Genomic DNA, 22950 nt, shown 5'->3' on the forward strand with positions numbered 1-22950 from the left:
CGTCCGGCGTTCCGGCGTTCCGGCGTTCCGGCGTTCCGGCGTTCCGGCGTTCCGGCGTTCCGGCGTTCCGGCGTTCCGGCGTTCCGGCGTTCCGGCGTTCCGGCGGGCGGAGTCAAGCAGATGGCCCGGGCAGCGACAAGGGTCCCCGCCGCCCCGTGCTGCCCCACCGGTACGACCCGCAGCGGCTAGGCTCGGAATATGACGTCCGAACAGCACACATCGGGGCAGTACTCGGTCGTGGCTGTCGCGTCGTCCGCCGGAGGCATTCAGGGTCTCGGCGCGCTCCTCGGCGCCCTCGGCGCCGATCTGCCGGTGCCGGTGCTCGTGGTCCAGCACCTCGACCCCCGCCACCGGACGCTGCTCGCGGAGGTACTCGCCCGGCGTACGGAACTCGGCGTCAAGCTGGCGGAGGACCACGAGCGCATCCGCCCGGGCACGGTCTACCTGGCACCGCCGGACCGGCACCTCCTCGTGGGCCCCGAGGGCATCCTCAGCCTGTCGGACAGCGAACTCGTGCACTTCGTGCGTCCCTCCGCCGACCTGCTCTTCGAGTCGGTGGCCGGCGCGTACGGATCGCGGGCCATCGCCTGTGTGCTGACCGGCACCGGTGTGGACGGCGCGATGGGCGTGGAGGCGGTCAAGTCGCGCGGCGGCACCGTGATCGCCGAGGACCCGGAGACCGCGCAGTTCGCCGGCATGCCGTCGGCGGCGGTCGGCACGGGGGCCGTCGACTTCGTACTCCGTCTAGAGGAAATCGCCGCGGCCGTCCGTGGACTCGTCGAGAGCAAGAGGCAGTGATGAGCAAGTCGTCCGGCGCCGGGAGCGGGCCGGCGCCCGAGCAGAGCACCGGTGCCGAGCAGGAGACCGGGGGCAAGCGCGGATCCGCGCCCGAACCCGACGTCGACCAGGGCCTTGAGGACCTGCTCCGCTTCATCCGCGACGCCCGTGGCTTCGACTTCACCGGCTACAAGCGGTCCACCCTGGGCCGCCGCATCCGCAAGCGGATGGACGACGTCGGCGTGCGGGACTACGCGGACTACCGCGATCTCCTGGAGACCGACACCGTCGAGTTCCGCACGCTCTTCAACACGATCCTGATCAACGTCACGTCGGTGTTCCGCGACCCGGAAGCCTGGGAGCTCCTGCGGCGTGAGGTGGTGCCCCGGCTGATCGCCGATCTGGAGCCCGACGAGGAGATCCGGGTGTGGAGCGCGGGCTGCTCCAGCGGTGAGGAGGCGTACTCGCTCGCCATCATGTTCGCCGAGGCGCTCGGCATCGAGGAGAGCCTGAACCGCGTCAAGATCTACGCCACGGACATCGACGAGGAGGCGCTGCGCGACGCCCGTTCGGGCCAGTACCCGGCGAAGAACCTCGAATCGCTCTCCCCCGAGCTGCGCGACAAGTACTTCGAGCGGCACGACAACCGCTACGTCTTCCGGCCCGACCTGCGGCGCCGGGTGATCTTCGGCCGGCACGACATCACCCGGGACGCCCCGATCTCCCGCCTCGACCTGCTCGTCTGCCGCAACACCCTGATGTACTTCAACGTCGAGGCGCAGAACCAGATCGTCGACCGCTTCCACTTCGCGCTGCGCGAGGGCCGCTATCTCTTCCTCGGCAAGGCCGAGATGCTGCTGAGCGACGGCGAGCGGTTCGAGGCGCTCAGCATCCGCCAGCGCATCTTCCGGCGCAGGCCCGGCGGCAGCGCCACGCCGTACCCCGCGATCCCCATGAAGATGAGACCCGGCATCGGCGCCGAGACGCACGCCGTGTCGCGCACGCGCCAGCTGCGCGACCTGATCCTCGACGCCGCTCCGGGTGCCGCCGTCGCCCTGGACGAGGACGGCGTCGTCGTCGTGATCAACAATGAGGCCCGGGCACAGTTCGGTCTCACGGCCCATGACATCGGCCGCCCCTTCCAGGACCTGGAGCTGTCCTACCGGCCCACCGAGCTGCGTTCCCTGATCGACCAGGCCACCCATGAGCGCCGGACGCTGCGGGTGAACGGCGCGGAGCGGCGCCTGGGCAGCGAGGTGCAGTACTTCGACATCGTCATCCAGCCCATCTCCGGGGGCCAGGGGCTGCCGGTCGCCACCAACGTCACGTTCACGGACGTCACGCTGGCGACACAGCTCAAGGCGGAGGTCAAGCGGGTGCGTGAGGACCTGGAGACCGCGTACGAGGAACTCCAGTCCACCAACGAAGAGTTGGAGACCACCAACGAGGAACTCCAGTCGACGAACGAGGAGCTGGAGACCACCAACGAAGAACTCCAGTCGACGAACGAGGAGCTGGAGACGATGAACGACGAGATGCGGCTGCGCTCCACGGATCTGGACGAGGCCCGCGCCTTCCTCGAAGGCGTGGTCAGCAGCATCGCGGCGGGCGTGGTGGTCCTCTCCGCCGACATGCGGGTCAGGAGCTGGAACCGCGGCGCGATCGACCTGTGGGGGCTGCGGGCCGACGAGGTCCTCGACGAGGAGTTCTTCGCGCTGGACTTCGGGCTGCCCACCGACGCCCTGCGCCGGATCGTCCAGGAGTGCATCAGGTCGGGGAAGCGGTCGGGCCCGGTCGTCATCCCCGCCGTGAACCGCATCGGCCGGAGCATCGACTGCTCGGTGAACTGTTCCCCGTTCGACGGGCACAAGGGGGGCGTCGTTCTCCTCATGGAAGACGATTCCGAGGCGGGCGGCGGCTGACCCAGCGAGTCGTATTCTGGTGAACATGAAGGCCATGGGAGGCAGTTCGCCATCCTCGGAGGGCCAGGCCGAAGCCGCCTGGCGGCGTGCCGTCCGGGCGGTCGACCGCGCGGCGCGCGAGACGGCGAACGCCGAACGCCATGAGCGGCGCTTCGCGGAGACCGGCCGGATGTTCCACTCGACGATGGCCGAACGGCACCGCGCGGTCGCGGAGCGGCATCTGACCGCGGCCCGCCTCCAGGAGTCCTACGCCCGCCGGGTGCGGGAGTGGTCGAACGGCCACGGCCCCGGCCGGCCGGGGACCAAGAGCGTCGGCCGCCCCTTGTTCATGGCCGGGGTCGCGGAGGCCTGCGGGACCCGCAGTGCCGCGCTCACCCTGGTCGGCGCCGATCTGAGCCAGCTCGCGGTCGCCGCGTCGGACCGGCCGTCGCGCGGCGCCCAGGATCTCGAGTACGTCCTGACCGCGGGCCCCGGACGCGACGCGGCCCGCGCCCGCCGCAAGGTGTATGTGTCGGGCGGCGCCATCGAGGAGCGCTGGCCCGCTTACGGCTCCGGTCTCGCCGCCCTCGGCCTGAGCGCGGTCGCCGCGCTTCCGCTGCAGGTGGCGGAGGGCTGCATCGGCACGCTGACCGTCTTCGATCCCCCGCAGGACCTCGCCAGGTCGGAGGTCTTCGACGGGGTCGCGGGCGCCCTGACGGCGGGCGTGCTCCTCGGCCCCGACGCGGATCCCGGCCTGTACGGCGGCGCCGACATCCGGGCCGCGGTGCACCAGGCGGCGGGCGCCCTGTCCGAGCAGACGGGCGGCTCGATCGGTGACGCCCTCGCACTCATCAAGGCACGGGCGTTCGCCCTCGGCGAGTCCCCCGAGTCGGTGGCGCACCGCTTCCTGTCCGGCGAACTGAAGCTCCGCTAGCCCTTGCCCCGTGGCGCGCTCGCCCGGTTGGTAGCGTCGCCTCCCTGATCTTGTGAACGGGGAGGGGGAGCGCCATGTCCAAGCTGCGTGGCGTCAGCAGGCGTACGCGACTGCTTGTCGCCGGGGTGGCGGTATTCGCCGTCGCGGCGGCGGGCACCGGGATCGCGGTGTCACGGTCCGTGGAGCACAGCGAGCAACTGGCCGCCGACAAGGAGCAGTTGACGGAGGCGTGCGCGGGCCTGCTGCCCGAAGGGGTGGGCCACCTCATGCCGGACGACACGGCGGGCGAGCTGCGCGAGTACGGCACGATGCTGCGGCCGGGGCAGCAGAGCCGGGCGCTGCTCGACTGCACCGTGCGGTGGGGCGAGGAGGAGCCGGTGGTCCGGGTGCGGGCCCAGGCCGTGCTCGGCCCCGTCGATGCGCCCGGCGGCGGCTTCGCGCTGCCGCTGCCGAGCAGCGCGCTCGGCGGCGCGAGCGGCTCGGAGGGGATCGGCCCCGAGCAGGTGTCGGCGACCCTCCTGGCATCCTGCCCGAAGGGGCTCACCGGGCGGGTCAGGCCGTCGAAGGACCTGCTGGTGTCCGTGGAGGTGCCCTCGTCGGACGAGGACTCCATCGACGTACCGAAGAGCGATCGGCTCCTCGTGTCCCGTACGGCGGTGCGCGCCGCCGACTGGGTGAGCCGCGAGCAGGGTTGTGGCGGGCAGCCGCTGAAGGCGGGCAGGAGCACCGACGGCTCCGCGCTCTGCGACTGGTTCTCGCCCAAGGCGCTGAAGTTCACGCCGGGCAGCTGGCAGTTCGACGGCAACGACACGACGTACAGCGAGCGGGCGGGCTCCTGTGCCGGCGAGTGGGACGACACCGCGGGCCGGGCCGAGGAGCGGAAGGTCAAGGCGGCGAGCGCGGAGAGCTGGTCGGGGGTCGTCGGGGCGGGCGCGTACGAGCGTCATGGAGACTCCGGTGACGTTCCGGGCGGTAACGACAGCACCCACAAGCCCGACGACGACGGGCAGTTGAGGATCGAGTCGTCGGGCGACGAACCCCAGCTCGCGCTCTGGGCGCGGTCGGCGTGCGATGCCGGGCCGACGTACCACCGCATCTCGGTGGTGCCCGCCTTCGACTTCCAGTACGAGGACACGGTCGTCCTCGACAAGAAGGACCGGCGGCGGATCTCCGCCCAGGCGCGTGCCGTGCTCGACCGCTATCTGGCGGCAGCAGACGGCTGGCCGCGGCGTTCGCACTGCCGGAACACCGAGATCATGGGAGAGGTGGAGGAGTGGCAGGGCTGACCTGGCGGTCCGGCGCGGGACGGAAGCTGACCGCGGCGGCCGGGGCGGTGCTCGCCCTCGCGCTGCTTGCGGGCGGGTGGTTCTGGTTCGGCGGGGGCTACGACCGGTGGGCGGCGCAGCGGCAGATCGACGGGGCCTGCGACGGTGTGCTGCCCTCCGCCGAGGTGCGTGACGTCCTCGGCGAAGGACCGTTCGATGACGGCACCGACGCCGACAACCGCACGGAGGGCGAACTGGCCGACGCCTCGCTGCGGGTGGAGTGCTCGCTGCTGCGCCAGGTCGAAGAGGGCACGGGCAAGCCCACGCGGCACGGATCGCTGGAGGTCAGTGTGCGCGCGGTGCCGGAGCGGCGGGATGGGGACGACGAAAGCCCCGCCGCGCGGCAGCAGCGGCGCGAGGACTTCCTCGGCCAGGACGGCGGGGTGTATCCGGACGTGGGCGGTGTGCTGCCGCCTGCCGCGCTCGGCCAGGGGTGGAACAGCACCTTCGCCGCCGGCGACGGCAGCTCCGGTGCCGGTGCCCGCACCTCGGTCCTGCTCGACTGCGCACGCGGCCGCGGCGGGCTGCTCGTGACGGTCGTCGCCGAGGACGAGGGGAGGACCGCCGAGGACCCGGCGACGCGTACCGCGTTCGCCCGGATGGTCACCGCCACGGCCGCCAATGCCTCCGCCCACTGGGGCTGCGAGGCCGACCTGGGCAAGCGTCCGCGTACGGCGCCGCTGGACGTGAACGAGGACGAGAGCGTGCCGCTTGCGGAGGCCACCGCGTCCTGCGAGGGCGTTCCGGGGCGTGGCTTCGCGGTCTCGCGGGCCTGGGAGGGCGCGCGGCGCGGGACGCCCGTCGAGATGTGCGTCGTCGGCGCCGGGTCCGTGGACGGGCAAGGGCGCCCGGTGGCCGGTGCCGCGTCGGACGTCGAGGGCCGCTACCGGCTGACCGCCCGCTACGGCCCGTACGCGCAGGACGAGCGGTACGGCTACCTGGAACGCTACGACTACATCGAGCGCGACCGCATGCTGGGCGTGGCCCCGGCCGGACCCCTCGTGTTCGGCGGGTACTGGGCGAGCGCGGAGTGCGCGAAGGGCGGCGAGCGCGCCCTGTTCACGATCGAGCCGCCGGGTTCTGGATCCCCGTCGTACGCGAGCGACAAGCGGGACAGGCCCACCGCCGCCGACCGTGCCTACGAGCGCGCCGCCCTGAAGGCGTTCGCCGAGAAATCGGCGAAGGCGCACGGCTGCAAGGCCCCCGTGCAGCCGTGAGCTGACCTCCGTCAGCCCTGCCGGGTCCCACCGCGCTCCGCGATGTGCGGCGGGACCCCGACGCCCGGGGCGAGCGCCGGATCCGGCACCGGGGTGCCCCAACTGGCCGTCAGGGGAAGGTTTCCGGCCCAGACGCCGAGCGCGGCGTCCGGTCCCTCGCCGTCGTCCGGAGGGCCCACGCTCGTCTTGACGGACGCCTCCTCCAGCGAGAGCGCGAGCAGGGTCGTCGCGGCCAGTTCCTTGCGGCTCGGGCGCCGCGCATAGTCCCACTGGCCGGGCGTCGCGTGCTCGGTGAGCAGCCGCAGGCCCCGCAGCTTCCGCTCCGGTTCTGTGACCTTGCGCGGTACGCCGTAGATCATCGCGCTGCGGTAGTTCACGCCGTGCTCGAAGACGGAGCGGGCCAGGATCAGACCGTCGACATGGGTCACGGTCACACAGATCTCGGCGTCCGGGTCGGCGGCCAGGCTGCGGCTTGCGACCGAGCCGTGCAGATACAGGTGGGTGTCGTCGCGGCCGTAGACGGTCGGGACCACCATGGGATGGCCGTCGACGACGACGCCCAGGTGGCAGACGAATCCCGCGTCGAGGATCGCTTCGAGCTCCGCGCGCTCCAGGCCGCCCTGCTCACGCAGCCTGCTGTGGCGGGTGCGGCCGGTCTGCGGCAGTTGGGCGGGCAGTGTCGCGGACGGGTAGGGCTGGCTGGTCATCACACCCGGGGAGATTACCGATATCGCAACCAGAGCGCCATACCTAAGATGCTTTCCACTGAGTGATGCGCCTCATTCAACGAAATCCGCACCCAGTGCGTTATTCGTCCAACTCGCTCGCCGAGAATCCAACAACCCCCGCCGCCCGAGTGTTGTGAGGCCCCGCATCCCCGCTGTCTGATGGAAACCATGGATCTCCCCTATTACGAGGACGTATCCCCCGGTTCCGGCTGCCTCCCGCCCCGCGCCTGGTACGCGCGGTCGGACGCCGCCGCCCTCTCCCTGAACGGCAGTTGGCGCTTCCGCCTCTCCGCCACCGCAGGATCCGCCGACGACTCCTTCGCATCCGACGGGTACGACGCCGCCTCCTGGGCCGACATCGCGGTGCCCGGCACCTGGGCGCTCCAGGGCCACGGCGCGCCCGCCTACACCAACGTGAATTATCCCTTCCCGGTCGACCCGCCCCGCGTACCGACCGAGAACCCCACCGGCGACCACCTGCGCGTCTTCGACCTGCCGGGCGACTGGCCCGCGGACGGCGGGAACGTGCTGCGGTTCGACGGGGTCGAGTCCTGCGCCCGTGTCTGGCTGAACGGCACGGACCTCGGCGAGTTCAAGGGGTCCCGCCTTCCGCACGAGTTCGCCGTGGGGCATCTGCTGCGCCGCGAGGGCAACGTCCTCGCGGTCCGTGTCCACCAGTGGTCGTCCGGTTCGTATCTGGAGGACCAGGACCAGTGGTGGCTGCCGGGCATCTTCCGCGACGTTACCCTCCTGCACCGCCCCGAGGGCTGCGCGCTCGACTTCTTCACGCATGCCTCGTACGACCATCGCGCGGGGACGGGAACGCTGCGGGTCGCTTCCGACGTGGCGGGGCGGGTCACCGTGCCCGAGCTGGGCATCGACGTCGCGACCGGCGACGCGGTGACGGTGGCCGTCGAGCCGTGGACGGCCGAGACGCCCCGTCTGTACGACGGTGTGCTCGCCACGGCGGGCGAGCGGATCCCGCTGCGGATCGGCTTCCGCACGGTCGCCGTCGAGGGCGGTGTCATCAAGGTCAACGGCCGCCGCATCCTGTTCCGGGGCGTGAACCGGCACGAGTTCCACCCGGAGACGGGCCGCACCCTCGACCTCGCCACGATGCGCGCCGACATCCGCCTGATGAAGCAGCACAACATCAACGCGGTCCGCACCAGCCACTATCCGCCGCACCCGGCGTTCCTCGACCTCTGCGACGATCTTGGCCTGTGGGTCATCGACGAGTGCGATCTGGAGACCCACGGCTTCACCTTCCAGGACTGGCGCGCCAATCCCGTCGACGACGAACGCTGGACGCCCGCCCTCCTGGACCGCGCGGCCCGCATGGTCGAGCGCGACAAGAACCACGCCTCGGTGATCATCTGGTCCCTCGGCAACGAGTGCGGCACGGGCCGCGGCCTGACCGCGATGGCCCGCTGGATCCGCGAGCGGGACTCCGACCGCCTCATCCACTACGAGGGCGACCGTTCCTGCGCGGACACCGACATGTACTCGCGCATGTACGCCGATCACGCCGAGGTCGAGCGGATCGGCCGCAGGGAGGACGACGACGGCCCCGCATCGCGCCGCCAACTGCCCTTCATCCTCTGCGAGTACGGGCACGCGATGGGCAACGGCCCGGGCGGCCTGAGCGAGTACCAGAAGCTCTTCGAGGCGCACGAGCGCAACCAGGGCGGCTTCATCTGGGAGTGGATCGACCACGGCATCGCACACGCGGAGTTCGGCTTCACCTACGGCGGCGACTTCGGCGAGGAGCTGCACGACGGGAACTTCGTCTGCGACGGACTGCTCTTCCCCGACCGGGTGCCGTCGCCGGGCCTGACGGACTACAAGGCGGTCATCCAGCCGGTGCGTTTCGCGTACGACGGGGCGGCGGGGACGGTCCGGATCACCAATCTGCACGACTTCGCCGACCTCTCCCACCTGGACTTCGAGTGGACGTACGTGAGCGACGGCGACACGGCCGACGAGGGCGGTGAACTGGCCGTGCCGAAGGACCTCGCGGCGGGTGAATCCGTCGAACTCAAGCTTCCGGACGTGCCGTTGGAGTCCCGTGACGTCGAGACGCGGCTGCACGTGACGGCGGCGGTCGCCGTGGAGACGAACTGGACGAGGCTCGATCACGTCGTGGCGCGGGCCGACTTCCCCGTCGTGCCGCGCCCCGCCACCCGCGCCGCGACCGGCGCACGCCCCACGCCCGACACCGGCCCCGTCACGCTCGGCCGCGTCACCCTGGGCCCCGGCACCTTCGACGCCCGCACCGGCGAACTGCGCACCCTCGGCGGCATCCCGCTGCGGGCCGCCCCGCGTCTGGACGTCTGGCGCGCCCCCACCGACAACGACAACGGAGCGTCCTGGCAGTCCGACCGGCGCAACGGCGTGCTCTGGCGCGAGCTGGGCCTGCATCGCATGCAACACCGCCTGGATGATGTCGAGTTGACCGACGACGCGCTCACCGTCCGCACCCGCGTGGCGCCCGCCGCGCGCGACATCGGCCTGCGCGCCGTGTACCGCTGGACGTCCGACGGCTCCCGGTTGCGGATCACGGTCTCCGTCGCGCCCGAGGGCGAGTGGCCGGTGCCGCTGCCCCGGCTCGGTGTCCGGCTCGGGCTTCCGGCCGCGTACGGGTACGCGCACTGGTTCGGCGGCGGACCCGGCGAAGCGTATCCGGACACGGCGGCGGCCTCCGTCGTCGGCCGGCACTCCATGCCGGTCGACCGGATGCAGACCCCGTACGTCTACCCGCAGGAGAACGGCGCCCGTGCGGACGTCCGTTGGGCCGAGCTGCGCACCGCCCTCGCCGGCGACGGCGTACGCGTCGAAGGCGATCCGGCGTTCTGGTTCACGGCGCGGCGCTGGACGACCGAGCAACTGGACGCGGCCAGGCACCGCACGGATCTCTCCCCGGGCGACACGGTGTGGGTCCATCTCGACCACGGCCAGCAGGGCATCGGTTCGCAGTCCTGCGGGCCCGCTGTGCTGCCTCCGCACGAACTCCACGCCGCTCCGGCGGAGTTCACGTTCACCTTCACCGGGGTTTCCGTGTGACTCAGCACTAGACTGGGGGTCAACGACGAACCACGTGCCGCCTTGAGGGGGAGGGAGCACCCCTTGTCACAACCGCGGCTGGGCCGCGGCCCGTTGCGGCCGTCGGCCCCACCTCCTCCCCCGCCGGACGACTCCCGCCCCAGCCGTTTCGTGGGCTGGCTGGGCGGCTTCGGCTGCGCGGCGGCGGGGTACGCGGTGTTCCAGTCCCTGGTGGGCGTGTTGCCGGACGCGATATCCGGCGACACGGCCCGCTATGGAATCGCGGCGGTCAGCGGCATCGGTACGAGTGTCGCCGCGTGGCTCGCGGCGGCGCTGATCCGGGCCAGAGCCGGGGCGGACGCCACCATCCGTGTCCCTGAACCCCGCACCCCGGCCGCCGTCGCACCCGCCCCCGGACCGCTGCCGCAGCTGATGGCGGCCACCCACGCGACGCTCACCGCCGAGCTCGCCACCTTCGACGACCCGGAGCGCGGCCGCCTCACCGGCTGGGCACACGCGCTCGACGAGCCCACCCGGCCGGTGCGGCCCACGCCGACCGGCACCGCCTACGGACTGCACATCGCGCTCGAACTGGGCCTGCCCGACGGCCGGTTGCGCACATCGGAGCTCGTCGAGACGCTGTGGCGGCTGCGCCTCGCGGACGGCGGCTGGGCGGCCCGCTCACAGGGCTCCACACCCCGCCCCGAGGTGACCGCCCTTGTGCTCGGGGCGCTCGCGCGGGCGGGCGCGGACCCGGTGCGGCTCGCGGAGGAGGCGACGCAGTGCTCGGCGCGCTTCACCGAGGAGCTGGAGCCGTCGGGGCTCGGCAGGACCCATGTCGTGACGACGATGCTGCGCGGACTGCTGCGCGCGGCGCCCGACTCGCCCGCCCTGACGCGCCTTCGGGCCGAGCTGGTCGACCGGACGATCACCGATCCCCAGCGGGAGCACCGGCGCTGCTGGGGCCCGGCCCTGCGCGCCCCCGTCACGCGCCCGTCCTCTGTGCACACCGCTCAGGCCGTGGTCGCGCTCGACCGCGCGGCGCGGGTGCTCGGCGAGGACAGCAACACGCGCGCCGCCCGCGAGGACGGCATCCGCTGGCTGCTCGCATGCCCGACCCCGGACCACGAGGACTGCGCCGACCTGCGCAACACCCAGGAGGAGGTGCGCCGCCCGCACCCGGTCGACTCCTGGCGCCAAGAGGTCCTTGCCGTACGGCACTTCACCGCCGCCTGGATGGTGCGGGCGCTGCTCACGCCGGACGCCTGGGAGATCGCCGCCGACGAGGGCCGCGAAGAGGCCTGGCGTTCGCTCCTGTCGGGAGCGGTGGGCGCGGTGTGGCGGCAGCAGGACGACGGGATCTGGAACTGGGACGGGTTCGATCTCGGCCGCCCGATGTGGATGACCTATCAAGGCCTTTCGGCGCTGCGGGCACATGCCGTATGGATGTATCAGCCGGGTAGGTGATCCCCCGGCGCGCTCGCGACCAGGGGGAGAGTGACCGCATGGGTGGGCGGCATGTGCACGGGGCCCGGCGGCTGCTCGAAGGGGCCCTGGAAGGGCTGCCCGAGGAGGACCTGGTGCGGGCGGCCCGCACGGTCGTCGCCCGGCTCGGCGCACCCGAGCGGCTCCCTGCCCTGGTGCGCGAGCTGGCGACGGGCGTCGGCGACCCCTCGGGCTGCGCACTCCTCTCGTACCGCCATGTGCTCGGCTTCGACAAGCTGCTCCTGGTCGACGGCGGTCCCCGGCACATGCTGCGCGCCCACATCTGGCATCCGGGCACCCGTACGACGGGCCGCGAGGACATCCACAACCACCGTTCCCCGCTTGCCTCCTACGTGGTGCGGGGCACCCTCGGCATGGAGCTGTACGAGTCGGTCAAGAGCGCCGAGAGCGCGACCGGCGGTGGGCTCGCGGCGTCCTGGTACCGGGAGTCCCTTTCCGACGAGGAGGGCCACTGGCTCCTCGAACCTGCGGGCGCCGCACTGCTGCGGCTCACCCAGAACGCGGAGTACGGGGCGGGCAGCAGCTACGGCCTTCCGTCGTACGCCCTGCACCGCGCGTGGTGCGCGTCGGCGGAGACGACGGTGACGCTGTTCCTGGAGACCGGGTCGGGGCGGCGCACCTACACGGACGTGTTCGCCGAGACCGAGACCGAAGCCGAGGCCGACTCGGGCGGCCGCGCGGAGGCGGTCGCCAAACGGCCGATGGAGGTCAAGGAGTACCTGGCGGAACTGGAGTCGCTGGCGGGTCTGATCAGCCGGTAGGAGTCAGCTCAGCCGGTAGGAGGTCAGCGCCAGGAGCTGAACGCCGTCGCGCTGAACGCCTGCTCCACGATGTCCCGGTTGTAGTCGTCGATCTCGACCGTGCCGATGTCGGCAGGCGCGAGCCAGCGGTACTCCTGATCGGGCAGCGGAAGGGACACGTCGAAAGTGAGCGGCCTGACAAGGAAGTTGTCCTGCCAGTTCTTCACCTCGTGCCCGTGATACCGGCTGACGAAGGACGACTCGCCGACCTTGCGCAGCACCTCGCCGAGCAGCCCGGTCTCCTCCTTGAGCTCCCGCAGCACGCCCGCCCCCGGACTCTCGTCCGGATCGAGCTTCCCGCAGGGAACGCCCCACACCCGCGGCAGGAAACGCTCGGTCTCACTGCGCCGCACGAGCAGCACACGGCCTCGGTGGGCCACGACGGCAGCCGCCAGTCGGTTGTCGCTCGGCAAGTCCATGGCTCCCACCGTAGCGAGGATTCGCGGACCGGGACAGTCAGCCGAGGGGCTCCCGCTCCCCCTGATCGAGGCGGTACGGCGGATACACGTCCGTGAGCAGCAGGCCGTACGCCATGACGCGCGCGACCCAGCGGTGCAGACCGATGTTGAGGTCGTACATGCCCCTCGGGTAGCGGCCTGTGAAGAGCAGCGAGACGCCGGCGTAGAAGGCGAGGAGCCCGGCGAGCCCGCCGTTGAAGCGGTAGCCGCCCGACATCAGTGCGGCCACCAGGAGCTGGGGCAGGACGAGCAGCCAGCTCTTGACGAGGACCAGGCCGCGGGAGAGGTGCTCGGGGTGCGCGATGTCCAGGTGGGCCGGATAGTCGGCGACGTCCCGCAGCGTGAAGGGCGGATAGCGGTCGGTGCCGAGCGATCCGTACGCGTAGTACTCGACGCGCCAACTCCAGCGCAGTACACCGACGTTGAAGTCGAACAGCGCCCGTGGATAGCCGCCGGTGATCAGAACCGCGAAGAACGCGACCACGGTGACCAGCAAGAATCCGATCCAGAGGAAGAACAGCACGACGTAGTGCGGTATCGCGAGCAGCCACTTCACCAGCCAGAGCCAGCGGGACAGCGCGGGGTCGAAATCGGCCTCCAGGCGTACAGGGCTGAGCGGGTACTTGCTGGGTGCGGTCGCCGTGGGCATGGCGCACATGTCGGTCATCTCCCGTGTCGGCCCGTACGTGCCTTCTCTCTCTGCACATGTACGACCGTGAGCGGGCGGCGGCAAGGAGTGGCGCGGCGTCCGTTTCCTTCAAGACCGGGGCCGGGGCCGCTGCCTACGCTGCGAGGCATGAACACGAACATCACACCCCGCTTCGATCTCGTCGGCCTCGTCGTCTCGGACATGGCCGCCGCTCTTGAATTCTACCGCCGCCTCGGCCTCGACTTCCCGGCCGGATCTGACCGCCAACCGCATGTGGAGGCGGCGCTGCCGGGCGGTCTGCGGATCGCCTTCGACACGGAGGAGACCATCCGCTCGTTCGTCCAGGGCTGGGAGCCGCCGCAGAGCGCGGGCCGCATCGGTCTCGCCTTCCACTGCGAGACACCCGAGGGCGTCGACGCGGCCTACGCGGACCTGACCTGTGCGGGATACCGCAGTGAGCTCAAGCCGTTCGACGCGGAGTGGGGGCAGCGGTACGCCACTGTCCTGGACCCGGACGGCAACAGCGTCGACCTTTTCGCACCCCTAGCGCCCGCGCAGTAGTTCGCCAAGGGGCAGCCCCGTCAACTCCTTTACGTCGCGGGCCAGATGAGCCTGGTCGGCGAAGCCGGCGACGGTGGCCGTCTCCGCGTACGGCACTCCGTCCCGGGCCAGGGCGAGGGCCCGCTGCAGTCGCAGCACCCTGCCGAGGGTCTTGGGGCCGTAGCCGAACGCGGCCAGTGAACGCCGGTGCAGGAGGCGGGTGTTGACGCCCGCATCCGCAGCGGTCGCCGCGACGCTCCGCCCCGCCTCAAGTGCCTTCACGACGTACGTGATCAGCGGGTCCTGCGGCTCCGCGCGGGCCGCGCGCTCCAGAGCGAGGGAATCCAGGGCTGCCACCGGATCCGGGGCCGCTTCCATCCGCTCGGTCAGCCTGCGCGCCTCGGCGGACGGCAACAGGTCGGTCAACTCGACGCGCCGGTCGCGCAGTTCGTGCGCGGGGACGCCGAGGAAGGCGGGGGCGGTGCCGGGGTAGAAGCGGATGCCGACGTAGCGGTCGGCTGCCGACTCCGGGCCCGGGTGGTACGCGCGGGTGTCCGGTCCCGCGACCAGGAGTCTGCCACCGGACCAGAGCAGATCCATGCAGCCGTCGGGCAGGACGGGCCGCACGCTCCGGGCGTCACCGGCGCCGGTGCGGGTCCACAGCACCGCGCCGGCCACGCGGGACGCCCGCTCCGCGTACACCATGCCCGACACGCTACGCCGCCCGCGACCGATGTTCCTGGGGGCTGACCCCGTACACCCGCTTGAAGGCGCTGGACAGCGCGAACGCGCTGCCGTACCCGACGCGGCGGGCGATCGCGGCGATCGTCTGCTCGCCGTCCCGCAGCAGATCGGCGGCGAGCGCGAGCCGCCAGCCCGTCAGATACGCCATCGGCGGCTCGCCCACCAGCTCGGTGAACCGCCGGGCGAGCGCGGCCCGCGAGACCCCCGCCTTCGCGGCGAGCGCGGCGATGGTCCACGGGTGCGCGGGGTCGTCCTGGAGCAACCGGATCGCCTGTCCGACGACCGGGTCGCTCATCGCCTTGTACCAGGCGGGCGCGGCCGCCTCCGGCCGCGAGAACCAGGCACGCAGCGAGGCGATCATCAGCAGGTCGAGCAACCGGTCGAGGACGACGTCCTGGCCCGGCTCGTCCTTGGCGATCTCGTCGGCGAGCAGCGGGGTGAGCGGGCAGTCCCACACGTCGGTGGGCAGCACGAGCAACGGGGGCAGCGCGTCGAGGAGCCGTCCGGTGATCTCGCCGCGCGCCTGATAGGTCCCGATCAGCATCTCGACGGGGCTGTCGAGCGACTGACCCCAGGCCCGCAGGCCGAGGTCCTTGTACTGGCCGAACGGGGGGCCGCCGAGCGGCACGCAGCGCTCGCCCGGCTGGATCTCGGCGAGCGGTCGCGTCGCCGGGTCGTCGGCGCAGGTGTAGTGGTCGGGGCCGCGGGCGATCGCGACGTCGCCGGGACGGATCAGCTGGGGCGCCGCCCCGTCGTCGGGCACGATCCAGGCGTTGCCGCGGACCATGATCATCACCGAGAGCGGCGCTTCGTCCGCGATCCGGACGGCCCAGGGCGGCTCGAAGCACGCCCGGATCATGAAGGCTCCCCGCGCGCGCGGGCCCTCCAGCAAGCCTGCGAGTACGTCCATACCGGAAGCGTAGACGCACGCGTATGGGAGTGAGTCCCTGACGGATGGTTCCTTGTGGCGCGCGGCAGTTCACTGAAGTCATGACAGAGAACGCACTGAACACACAGCAGACGCAGAACAAGACCGTGTTGGTCACGGGCGCTTCCGGCAAGACCGGGCGCCGGGTCGCGGAGGCCGCCGATGCGGCCGGGTTCACGGTGCGGGCCGCTTCGCGGTCGGGCGCGGTGCGCTTCGACTGGTACGACCCCACGACGTGGGAGGAGGCGCTGCGGGGCGCGGACGCGGCGTACCTCGCGTACCAGCCGGACGTCGGGGCGCCCGGCGCGGGCGATGCGGTGGGCGCGCTGGCCCGGCAGGCGGTGGCGCTCGGCGTACGGCGGATCGTGCTGCTCTCGGCACGGGGCGAGGACCAGGCGGAGCCGGCCGAGCGGGCGGTGCGGGAGTCCGGGGCGCAGTGGACGGTCGTACGGGCCAGCTGGTTCGCCCAGAACCTCAGCGAGGGTCCGCTGCTTGACGGCATGCGGGCCGGGGAGCTGGTGTTCCCCGCCGGGGAGGTGCTCGAGCCGTTCATCGACACGCGGGACATCGCGGATGTGGTGGTGGCGGTGCTCGGCGCGGCCGACGACCGGTACGCGGGGCAGGTCGTGGAGGTCTCCGGGGGACGGCTGCTTTCGTTCCGGGACGCGGTGGCGGAGATATCGGCGGCTGCGGGGCGGGAGATTCGGTATGTGCCGGTTTCCGCGCGGGAGTACGGGGGTGCTCTCGCGGAGTACGGGGTGCCGGCGGAGGAGGCGGAGTTCCTGATCGAACTCTTCGAGACGAATCTCGACGGCCGCAACGCGTACCTCTCCGAGGGGGTTCAGCGGATTCTGGGGCGGGCCCCTCGTGACTTCGCCGATTTCGCTCGGGAGCATGCGGAACTGGGCGTCTGGAAGCGGTGAGGCTACGCCCCAGACCCCGCTCCCCACCCGATTGCCCCGCAGAGCCCCCTACTCCGGGGGCTCCTCCTCGCCCCCGTTCTTCTTCGCATGCGTCCGCAGCCGCGACGACACATCGTCCGGCGGGAGGAACTTCGACCAGCGTTCGGGGAATTCGGACGGCATGTCCGGGTCGTCCGGGTCCTGGGAGGCCTCCCGCGCGGCCGCCGCGCGGGCCACCACCTCCGCCGCCCGCGCCTCACGGATCCGCTCGTTCGCGGCCCGCGCCGCCGCCGTGGCGACGGACGGCCACACCCGGTCGATCGCCGCGTTCACGGCCGCGCCCACAAGCACCGCGAACGCGGAGACGCCGATCCACAGCAGCACCGCGACCGGCGCCGCCAACGAGCCGTAGATCGTGGGGCCTTCGACCGTGCTGGTGAGATAGATGCGGAGCAGGAAGCTGCCGAGGACCCACATGCCAAGGGCGATCAGCGCGCCCGGCATGTCCTCCACCCAGGGCGACCGCACCGGTACGGACACGTGGTAGAGGGTCGTGAGGAAGACGATCGACAGGAGTATCACCACCGGCCAGTACACGATCTGCACCACCGTCGTGGAGCCCGGCACCAGTTGGACCACCGCGTCGGGCCCCGCCACCATCAGCGGCAGCGCCACCGAGCCGATCAGCAGCGCCACGATGAACAGGCCGAAGGCAAGGAGACGGGTCTTGACGATGCCGCGTGCGCCGTCCAACCCGTACATGACCGTGATCGTGTCGATGAAGACGTTCACCGCGCGCGAGCCCGACCACAGGGCGAAGAGGAAGCCGATGGAGATGACGTCGGGCCTGCCGACCCGCATCACGTCCTCCAGTATCGGCTGCGCGATCTGGCTGACGCCCCTGTCGGACAGGACCGTGCGGGACGCCTCCAGGATGTTGTTCTCCACGCTGGCGATCGTGTTCGCGCCGGTCCACCGGTCGACGTACGCGAGCAGGCCGATCAGGCTGAGCAGCAGCGGCGGCACGGAGAGGAGGGTGAAGAACGCCGCCTCGGCCGCAAGGCCCAGGATCCGGTATTCCACGCACGAGTTGACCGTGTCTTTGAGCAGCAGCCAGGCGGTCCTGCGCTTGGAGACGTTGCTGTAGAGAGCGCGGGCCCGGGTCCAGCGGCCCGACGGCCGCCCGGGTGTTTCTTTTGCCTGGTGCACCTCCTTACCGTAGCGGCATGGCAGCCACCACCCACACCGTGACCAACCAGGCTCCGCCCCTGGTGGGATATGACGTCTTTACGGCGGACCGGGCACTTGTCGAGGGAATCGAACGGCACCTCGACCCCGCGCTGCTCAGTACCGCGCATGAGCAACTCTCCGAACTCGGGCGCGCGGCGGGCTCCGCGCAGGCGCGGGAATGGGGGTTCCTCGCCAATGAGAATCCGCCCGTTCTGCACACCCATGACCGATACGGCCATCGCGTCGACGAAGTCGCATTCCATCCCGCGTGGCACCGGCTGCTCGGAAAGGCCGTCTCGTCGGGTCTCACCACCGCCTGGGTGCGGCCCGGCGGGCATCTGCGGCGCGCGGCGGGATTTCTGGTGTGGACGCAGGTGGAGGCGGGTCACGGCTGCCCCCTGTCGATGACGCACGCGGCAGTGCCCGCGCTGCGGGCCGATCCCGCGCTCGCCGCCGAGTGGGAGCCGCGGCTGACTTCTCTCGTGTACGACGAAGGTCTTCGGCCCGCGTCCCAGAAGGCCGGTGTGCTCTTCGGCATGGGGATGACCGAGAAACAGGGCGGCAGCGACGTACGGACGAATACGACGCGGGCGCGGGCGCTTGCCGATGAAGGCACCTATGAGCTGACGGGGCACAAGTGGTTCTGTTCCGCTCCTATGTCCGACGGTTTTCTCGTGCTCGCGCAGACCGACGCGGGACTCACGTGCTTTCTCGTACCGCGTGTGCTCGCGGACGGAACGCGTAACGCCTTTGCCATTCAGCGGCTCAAGGACAAGCTGGGCAATAGGTCGAACGCGTCGAGCGAGGTCGAGTTCGACGGGACCTGGGCGCGCCGGGTCGGTGAGGAAGGGCGCGGGGTGCGCACCATCATCGAGATGGTGGCGGCGACGCGGCTCGACTGTGTCGTCGGGTCGGCGGCGATCATGCGGCAGTCCGTCGCACAGGCCGTGCACCACGCCACGTACCGCGAGGCTTTCGGCGGCAAGCTCGTCGACAAGCCGCTGATGCGCAACGTCCTCGCGGATCTGGCCCTGGAGTCGGAGGCGGCCACGACGCTCGCGCTGCGGCTCGCGGCGGCGTACGACGACGGGAGCGAGCAGGAGCGGGCGTTCCTGCGGATCGCGGTGCCGGCCGCGAAGTACTGGGTGACGAAGCGGTGCACGCCGCACGCGGTGGAGGCGCTCGAAGTCCTCGGCGGCAACGGCTACGTCGAGGAGTCGGGGATGCCGCGGCTGCTTCGCGAGTCGCCGCTCAACTCGATCTGGGAGGGCTCGGGAAACGTACAGGCACTGGATGTGCTGCGGGCGCTGCAACGGGAGCCGCTGGCGCTGAACGCCTTCCTCCAGGAGGTCGGGCTCGCGCGCGGCGCCGACTACCGCCTGGACGGCGCGATCAAGGGCCTGCTGACCGAACTGGCCGATCTGGAGGGCGCCGAGGCGCGGGCGCGGCGGCTCGCCGAGCGGATGGCGACGGTGCTGCAGGGCTCGCTGCTCGTGCGGTACGCGTCCCCGGAGGTGGCCGACGCGTTCTGCGCGTCGCGGCTCGGCGGGGACTGGGGGTCGGCGTTCGGGACGCTGCCGCACACGCTCGATCTGGCGGCCGTGGTGGAGCGTGCCGCCCCTCGCATCACGGACTGACCGAGGTCACGGGGGTGGTGCTGCGCCGACACGGCACCACCCCCGCTTTCAGGCCCCGTTGAGGAGCGTGAACGCCGCGCGAACGGCGTTGGGCCAAGCCTCGACTCCCGCACGGCTGTTCGCGAGGGTTGCATGAGGTTGCAAGTGAATTGTTTATTCCCGAACTAATACCCTTGCGGGCGTCGAAGGGGCACGATTGAGTACGGGCCCCGACGCACTGGTCTGTTCGGGAAGGACTCAGTGATGACCGCGACGTCGACGATCAATCTCGCGAGGATCTCCACCATGGACTGCACGCAGGCCGCGCGGCTGCTCGCGAATGTCCGCCACGCCGCGCTCTGCGGGCAGCGGCCGCGCGTGCTGCCGCGTCCGGTGATCGGTGAGTCCTGGGGGCGCATGCTGAACGACGGGGTCGACCCGGACCGGGACTTCAGGTCCCGGCTCCTGAGCGTCGAGGAGCTGGAGGAGCGGCGCCGCGCATCGCCCCTGTTGGAGGTCCTTCCGCTGCTGCGGAACGCCCTCGTCTCGGTGGCTGACGTGGCGCACCACATCATGGTCGTCTGTGACGCCGACGGCCGGGTCCTGTGGCGCGAGGGAAACTCCACGGTGCTGCGCAAGGCCGACTCGCTCGGCTTCGAACTGGGCGCCGACTGGGGCGAGAGCATCGTCGGCACCAACGGCATAGGTACGCCGCTCGTGGTGCGCAGGCCCGTGCAGGTGTTCTCCGCCGAGCACTTCGTGGAGACCCACCACGCGTGGACGTGCACGGGCGCGCCCATCACCGATCCCCGCTCCGGCCGGCTCATCGGCGTCGTCGACGTCAGCGGCCCGCTCAACACGATGCATCCGGCGACGCTCGCCCTGGTCGACTCGGTGGCCAAGCTCGCCGAGGCACGGCTGCGGGAGAACCATCTGACGACGCTCGACCGGCTGCGGACGGTGGCGGCGCCGGTCCTCGCCCGGCTCGACGGGCGCGCCGTCGCGGTGGACCCCGACGGCTGGACGGCCGCGGTCACGGGGATGCCGCCGATGGACCGCATATCCCTGCCCAAGTCCCTTGCCTCGGGGCACACCTGGCTGCCCTCGCTCGGCACCTGCGCGGTGGAGCCGCTGCCCGGCGGCTGGCTGGTCCGCGTCGAGGAGGAACCCCAGCCGCTCGCCGCGACCCGCGTGATCCTCGACGTGAGCGGTCCGCGCCGCTGGACGGTCACCGTCGAGGGCGGCGGCACCGGCGACTGGACCCACGAACTGAGCCCGCGCCACGCGGAGTTGCTCTACCTCCTCAGTACGCACCCGACGGGGCGCAGCGCTTCGGACCTCGCCGAGGACATGTTCGGCGACCCGGCCCGCACGGTGACGGTCCGCGCCGAACTCTCCCGAGTACGCCGCTACTTGGGCGGCCTCCTCGCCCACCGCCCGTACCGCTTCCCGGAGGACGTGGACGTCGAGGTGCTCCTGCCCGACAACACGGCGAGCCTGCTTCCGCACTCGACGGCGCCCGCGGTGCGGAGGGCGCGGGGGGTGGCGGAGCCTTGAGGGGCGGATCGGGAGCGCCCCGAAGGGGCGCGGGGAACTGCGCGACCAGCCACAATGGCGCCGCAGAAAGGCGACCTGCCGCCGGCAGGGGTGACCACCGGCGGCAGGACGCACCGGGGCTCACACCCCGGGTATCTCCCGAGCCTGGAAGGCCTTACGCACGGCATCAGCCGCCCCCTTGCCATACATCTTCTGCGCGGTCGCAATCGTCGTCACGGCCGCGTCCTCAAAGCTCGTGTCGGGCGCAAACCCGAACTGGGCGTTCACAATGATCCGGTCAGCGGTACGCGCACCGAGCGCGCCGCGGATGTCGAAGAGCGCGCGGGACCAGATCTCACCGTCCGCGTGCACCTCGCCTTCCCGGTCGGCGTACGTCTTGTCGCTGTCGATCCGGCGCAGGCAGTGCGGGGCGTCGGAGTACGAGACGGCGTCCCAGTCCGCGACACAGGCGAGGTCCGCCTTCGCGGGCCAGCCGTACTTGGCATCCGCGTACGCGCCGACCGACACCGCCAGATAGTCGCCCCAGGCCTCGCCGATCGACCCGGCCTCCAGGGAGGTGCCGAAGCCGGGCACCTGTGCGTGATGCACGGCGTGCCCGTACTCGTGGATGACGACCTCCGCGTCCTCGGCGTCGTCGACGCCGCCCTTGCCGAAGCGGATCTCGGCCTTCTTGTCGGTGAAGTAGGAGTTGTCCGCACCCCACTGATTGATGCGGACGGGCTGGGCGCGGTCGTTGGCACCCGGCAGCTCGGTCCCGAAGCCGAGGCTCTGCAGATACTCCTGTGACTCATTGACCCAGAAGTACGCCATGACCTGCTCGAACTGGTCGTCGTCGCGGGAGTACGTTCCGACGTCCGCGATCTTGGCCGAGGCACCGGTGTCCGATCTGACGTACGCCCACTTCCCGTTGAGCCCGCCGCTCGCGTCGAGATGGCGCAGGGCGGCGGTTGCGTAGGCGCTCTCGGGTACGGAGCTCGCGGAATCCTTGGCGTCGACGAGGGTCTGGTCCCCCGACGACTGGACGGGGTTGACCATGAAAACGCGGGCCTGCGGGTCGGCCGAGGCCGAAGCGGGTGCGGCAAGCGTCGCGAGGGCCACGGTGACGGTGGCCGCGGCGAGCAGGCCGCGGGGTGTGCGGCGGGCCATGGGACATCCTCCAGCTAGAAGAATGCGGGGGGTGGCAGAGCGCTGCGGGATCTTCCCGCATCCCGGACCCCTTTGGCCAGGGTGCGCGGCTCATGATTCGCTGACCCGCATGAGCATCACTGTCACCACGTGGTCCCTGGAGCAGACCGCTCCCACCGATCTGCTCCCCGCCGCCGCACCCGAGGGCGACGATCTGCGGATCGTCAGGGCCGAGATCCCCTCCCCCGAGTTCAGCCGCTTCCTCTACGCCTCCGTCGGCGGCGACATCCGCTGGACGGACCGGCTCTCCCTCTCCTACGCCCAGTGGCAGGAGGAGCTCGGGAAGCCGGGCGTCGAGACCTGGGTCGCGTACGAGAAGGGGACGCCGGCCGGATACGTCGAACTGGCCGCGCAGGAGGACGGAGTCGTCGAGATCGTCTACTTCGGTCTCATCCCCGCCTTCCGGGGCCGCCGGATCGGCGGCCACCTGCTCTCGCAGGGCGTCCGCCGCGCCTGGGACCTGGCCGAGCGGTGGCCGGAGCTCACGCCGACGAAGCGGGTGTGGCTGCACACCTGCTCCAAGGACGGCGAGCACGCGATGGACAACTACCTGCGGCGCGGCTTCAAGCTTTTCGACACGAAGGTGGAGCAGGAGCCGGATGTGGCTGCGCCGGGGCCTTGGCCGGGGGCCTGAATCCGACCACGAGGGCTTCACGTCGGGGCCCGAAGGGACCGCGAAGGGGATCGGCACCTCATGGTGCCGCCGGTGGAGCGTCGCAAGTGACCCACGTCACGACGTCTCATGAAGTGGGACGAGAGTGTCCAGATTACGGACACTGGTGGACTGGGTCTAAAGTCCCGTGACACGCTTCCGCCATGGATCGCACTGGAATTGCCTTGGTGAGTCGACGTCACGTCGATCTCGGCCGCATGTCCAGCGCCATGTGTCCGGCGAGCTGACAGCACCAGCG

The 22950-nt window shown here is 71.3% G+C and carries 21 protein-coding genes; 14 read left to right on the forward strand and 7 right to left on the reverse strand.

The annotated features are described in order from the left end of the window. The first annotated feature begins 198 nt into the window (after positions 1-198). The 5 genes from AB0O76_RS11830 (at position 199) to AB0O76_RS11850 (ending at position 6154) form a co-directional block, all read left to right on the forward strand. Positions 199-798, forward strand: a complete 600-nt coding sequence (locus tag AB0O76_RS11830; protein WP_365488271.1) for a chemotaxis protein CheB — start codon at positions 199-201, stop codon at positions 796-798. Then, positions 798-2699: a CheR family methyltransferase gene (locus tag AB0O76_RS11835; RefSeq protein WP_365488274.1), complete on the forward strand. Its 1902-nt coding sequence runs from the start codon at positions 798-800 to the stop codon at positions 2697-2699. Before AB0O76_RS11830 ends, AB0O76_RS11835 begins: the two co-directional genes overlap by 1 nt. A gap of 25 nt (positions 2700-2724) precedes the next feature. Then, positions 2725-3612 carry a GAF domain-containing protein gene (locus AB0O76_RS11840; protein WP_365488277.1) on the forward strand — a complete coding sequence of 296 codons (888 nt, stop codon included), beginning with the start codon at positions 2725-2727 and terminating at the stop codon, positions 3610-3612. Between the two features lie 74 nt (positions 3613-3686). After that, positions 3687-4898 (forward strand): hypothetical protein, encoded by a 1212-nt coding sequence (locus tag AB0O76_RS11845; RefSeq protein ID WP_365488280.1) that lies wholly within the window; start codon positions 3687-3689, stop codon positions 4896-4898. Further along, positions 4886-6154 (forward strand): hypothetical protein, encoded by a 1269-nt coding sequence (locus AB0O76_RS11850; protein WP_365488283.1) that lies wholly within the window; start codon positions 4886-4888, stop codon positions 6152-6154. Before AB0O76_RS11845 ends, AB0O76_RS11850 begins: the two co-directional genes overlap by 13 nt. Positions 6155-6165: 11 nt before the next feature. Here the strand turns inward: AB0O76_RS11850 and AB0O76_RS11855 are convergent, their stop codons facing one another. Continuing rightward, the gene (locus tag AB0O76_RS11855; RefSeq protein WP_365488286.1) at positions 6166-6861 is read right to left on the reverse strand and encodes a pyridoxamine 5'-phosphate oxidase family protein; all 696 of its coding nucleotides are present in this window, start codon (positions 6859-6861) and stop codon (positions 6166-6168) included. Between the two features lie 189 nt (positions 6862-7050). Between AB0O76_RS11855 and AB0O76_RS11860 the strand changes: the two genes are divergently transcribed. The 3 genes from AB0O76_RS11860 (at position 7051) to AB0O76_RS11870 (ending at position 12191) form a co-directional block, all read left to right on the forward strand. Next, complete coding sequence (locus AB0O76_RS11860; protein ID WP_365488289.1) at positions 7051-9945, forward strand: glycoside hydrolase family 2 TIM barrel-domain containing protein; 2895 nt, start codon at positions 7051-7053, stop codon at positions 9943-9945. Positions 9946-10008: 63 nt separating this feature from the next. Next, positions 10009-11391 carry a hypothetical protein gene (locus tag AB0O76_RS11865; RefSeq protein ID WP_365488292.1) on the forward strand — a complete coding sequence of 461 codons (1383 nt, stop codon included), beginning with the start codon at positions 10009-10011 and terminating at the stop codon, positions 11389-11391. Between the two features lie 38 nt (positions 11392-11429). Then, on the forward strand, positions 11430-12191 hold the full coding sequence (locus AB0O76_RS11870; protein ID WP_365488295.1) for a hypothetical protein: 762 nt from the start codon (positions 11430-11432) through the stop codon (positions 12189-12191). A 23-nt stretch (positions 12192-12214) separates the two neighbouring features. On the opposite strand, the gene AB0O76_RS11875 is transcribed toward AB0O76_RS11870, so the two are convergent. After that, entirely contained in the window at positions 12215-12649 is a 435-nt protein-coding gene (locus tag AB0O76_RS11875; RefSeq protein WP_365488298.1) for an NUDIX hydrolase, read from the reverse strand. Positions 12650-12686: 37 nt separating this feature from the next. Continuing rightward, positions 12687-13346, reverse strand: a complete 660-nt coding sequence (locus AB0O76_RS11880; protein ID WP_365488301.1) for a DUF4389 domain-containing protein — start codon at positions 13344-13346, stop codon at positions 12687-12689. Positions 13347-13496: 150 nt separating this feature from the next. Here AB0O76_RS11880 and AB0O76_RS11885 point away from each other — a divergent pair, with 150 nt between their 5' ends. After that, complete coding sequence (locus AB0O76_RS11885; RefSeq protein ID WP_365488928.1) at positions 13497-13898, forward strand: VOC family protein; 402 nt, start codon at positions 13497-13499, stop codon at positions 13896-13898. On the opposite strand, the gene AB0O76_RS11890 is transcribed toward AB0O76_RS11885, so the two are convergent. Both AB0O76_RS11890 and AB0O76_RS11895 read right to left on the reverse strand, forming a co-directional pair. Further along, positions 13881-14579, reverse strand: a complete 699-nt coding sequence (locus tag AB0O76_RS11890; protein ID WP_365488931.1) for a DUF6597 domain-containing transcriptional factor — start codon at positions 14577-14579, stop codon at positions 13881-13883. The genes AB0O76_RS11885 and AB0O76_RS11890 overlap by 18 nt on opposite strands. Positions 14580-14592: 13 nt before the next feature. Next, positions 14593-15531: an AraC family transcriptional regulator gene (locus tag AB0O76_RS11895; protein WP_365488303.1), complete on the reverse strand. Its 939-nt coding sequence runs from the start codon at positions 15529-15531 to the stop codon at positions 14593-14595. Between the two features lie 80 nt (positions 15532-15611). Between AB0O76_RS11895 and AB0O76_RS11900 the strand changes: the two genes are divergently transcribed. Further along, a complete protein-coding gene (locus AB0O76_RS11900) occupies positions 15612-16472 on the forward strand; it encodes an NAD(P)H-binding protein (RefSeq protein WP_365488306.1) in 861 nt (286 codons plus the stop codon). Positions 16473-16520: 48 nt separating this feature from the next. Here the strand turns inward: AB0O76_RS11900 and AB0O76_RS11905 are convergent, their stop codons facing one another. After that, positions 16521-17660 carry a YihY/virulence factor BrkB family protein gene (locus AB0O76_RS11905; protein WP_365488309.1) on the reverse strand — a complete coding sequence of 380 codons (1140 nt, stop codon included), beginning with the start codon at positions 17658-17660 and terminating at the stop codon, positions 16521-16523. 17 nt (positions 17661-17677) lie between these two features. Here AB0O76_RS11905 and AB0O76_RS11910 point away from each other — a divergent pair, with 17 nt between their 5' ends. Together AB0O76_RS11910 and AB0O76_RS11915 are read left to right on the forward strand one after the other, a co-directional pair. Next, the gene (locus AB0O76_RS11910; protein WP_365488312.1) at positions 17678-19318 is read left to right on the forward strand and encodes an acyl-CoA dehydrogenase family protein; all 1641 of its coding nucleotides are present in this window, start codon (positions 17678-17680) and stop codon (positions 19316-19318) included. Between the two features lie 243 nt (positions 19319-19561). Continuing rightward, a complete protein-coding gene (locus AB0O76_RS11915) occupies positions 19562-20854 on the forward strand; it encodes a GAF domain-containing protein (protein WP_365488315.1) in 1293 nt (430 codons plus the stop codon). 120 nt (positions 20855-20974) lie between these two features. On the opposite strand, the gene AB0O76_RS11920 is transcribed toward AB0O76_RS11915, so the two are convergent. Next, positions 20975-22000, reverse strand: a complete 1026-nt coding sequence (locus tag AB0O76_RS11920) for a M36 family metallopeptidase (RefSeq protein WP_365488318.1) — start codon at positions 21998-22000, stop codon at positions 20975-20977. A 109-nt stretch (positions 22001-22109) separates the two neighbouring features. Here AB0O76_RS11920 and AB0O76_RS11925 point away from each other — a divergent pair, with 109 nt between their 5' ends. Both AB0O76_RS11925 and AB0O76_RS11930 read left to right on the forward strand, forming a co-directional pair. After that, positions 22110-22673 (forward strand): GNAT family N-acetyltransferase, encoded by a 564-nt coding sequence (locus AB0O76_RS11925; RefSeq protein WP_365488321.1) that lies wholly within the window; start codon positions 22110-22112, stop codon positions 22671-22673. 182 nt (positions 22674-22855) lie between these two features. After that, positions 22856-22939 (forward strand): putative leader peptide, encoded by an 84-nt coding sequence (locus tag AB0O76_RS11930; RefSeq protein ID WP_365488934.1) that lies wholly within the window; start codon positions 22856-22858, stop codon positions 22937-22939. Positions 22940-22950 lie beyond the last annotated feature (11 nt).

The organism is Streptomyces sp. NPDC086554, assembly GCF_040686095.1.
GTDB lineage: Bacteria > Actinomycetota > Actinomycetes > Streptomycetales > Streptomycetaceae > Streptomyces.

Excerpts from the sequence above, each read along its gene's own strand:
- AB0O76_RS11830 (WP_365488271.1), top strand. The coding sequence starts at position 199 with ATGACGTCCGAACAGCACACATCGGGGCAGTACTCGGTCGTGGCTGTC.
- AB0O76_RS11835 (WP_365488274.1), top strand. The coding sequence starts at position 798 with ATGAGCAAGTCGTCCGGCGCCGGGAGCGGGCCGGCGCCCGAGCAGAGC.
- AB0O76_RS11840 (WP_365488277.1), top strand. The coding sequence starts at position 2,725 with ATGAAGGCCATGGGAGGCAGTTCGCCATCCTCGGAGGGCCAGGCCGAA.
- AB0O76_RS11845 (WP_365488280.1), top strand. The coding sequence starts at position 3,687 with ATGTCCAAGCTGCGTGGCGTCAGCAGGCGTACGCGACTGCTTGTCGCC.
- AB0O76_RS11855 (WP_365488286.1), bottom strand. The coding sequence starts at position 6,861 with ATGACCAGCCAGCCCTACCCGTCCGCGACACTGCCCGCCCAACTGCCG.
- AB0O76_RS11860 (WP_365488289.1), top strand. The coding sequence starts at position 7,051 with ATGGATCTCCCCTATTACGAGGACGTATCCCCCGGTTCCGGCTGCCTC.
- AB0O76_RS11870 (WP_365488295.1), top strand. The coding sequence starts at position 11,430 with ATGGGTGGGCGGCATGTGCACGGGGCCCGGCGGCTGCTCGAAGGGGCC.
- AB0O76_RS11875 (WP_365488298.1), bottom strand. The coding sequence starts at position 12,649 with ATGGACTTGCCGAGCGACAACCGACTGGCGGCTGCCGTCGTGGCCCAC.
- AB0O76_RS11880 (WP_365488301.1), bottom strand. The coding sequence starts at position 13,346 with ATGTGCGCCATGCCCACGGCGACCGCACCCAGCAAGTACCCGCTCAGC.
- AB0O76_RS11895 (WP_365488303.1), bottom strand. The coding sequence starts at position 15,531 with ATGGACGTACTCGCAGGCTTGCTGGAGGGCCCGCGCGCGCGGGGAGCC.
- AB0O76_RS11900 (WP_365488306.1), top strand. The coding sequence starts at position 15,612 with ATGACAGAGAACGCACTGAACACACAGCAGACGCAGAACAAGACCGTG.
- AB0O76_RS11910 (WP_365488312.1), top strand. The coding sequence starts at position 17,678 with ATGGCAGCCACCACCCACACCGTGACCAACCAGGCTCCGCCCCTGGTG.
- AB0O76_RS11915 (WP_365488315.1), top strand. The coding sequence starts at position 19,562 with ATGACCGCGACGTCGACGATCAATCTCGCGAGGATCTCCACCATGGAC.
- AB0O76_RS11920 (WP_365488318.1), bottom strand. The coding sequence starts at position 22,000 with ATGGCCCGCCGCACACCCCGCGGCCTGCTCGCCGCGGCCACCGTCACC.
- AB0O76_RS11925 (WP_365488321.1), top strand. The coding sequence starts at position 22,110 with ATGAGCATCACTGTCACCACGTGGTCCCTGGAGCAGACCGCTCCCACC.
- AB0O76_RS11930 (WP_365488934.1), top strand. The coding sequence starts at position 22,856 with ATGGATCGCACTGGAATTGCCTTGGTGAGTCGACGTCACGTCGATCTC.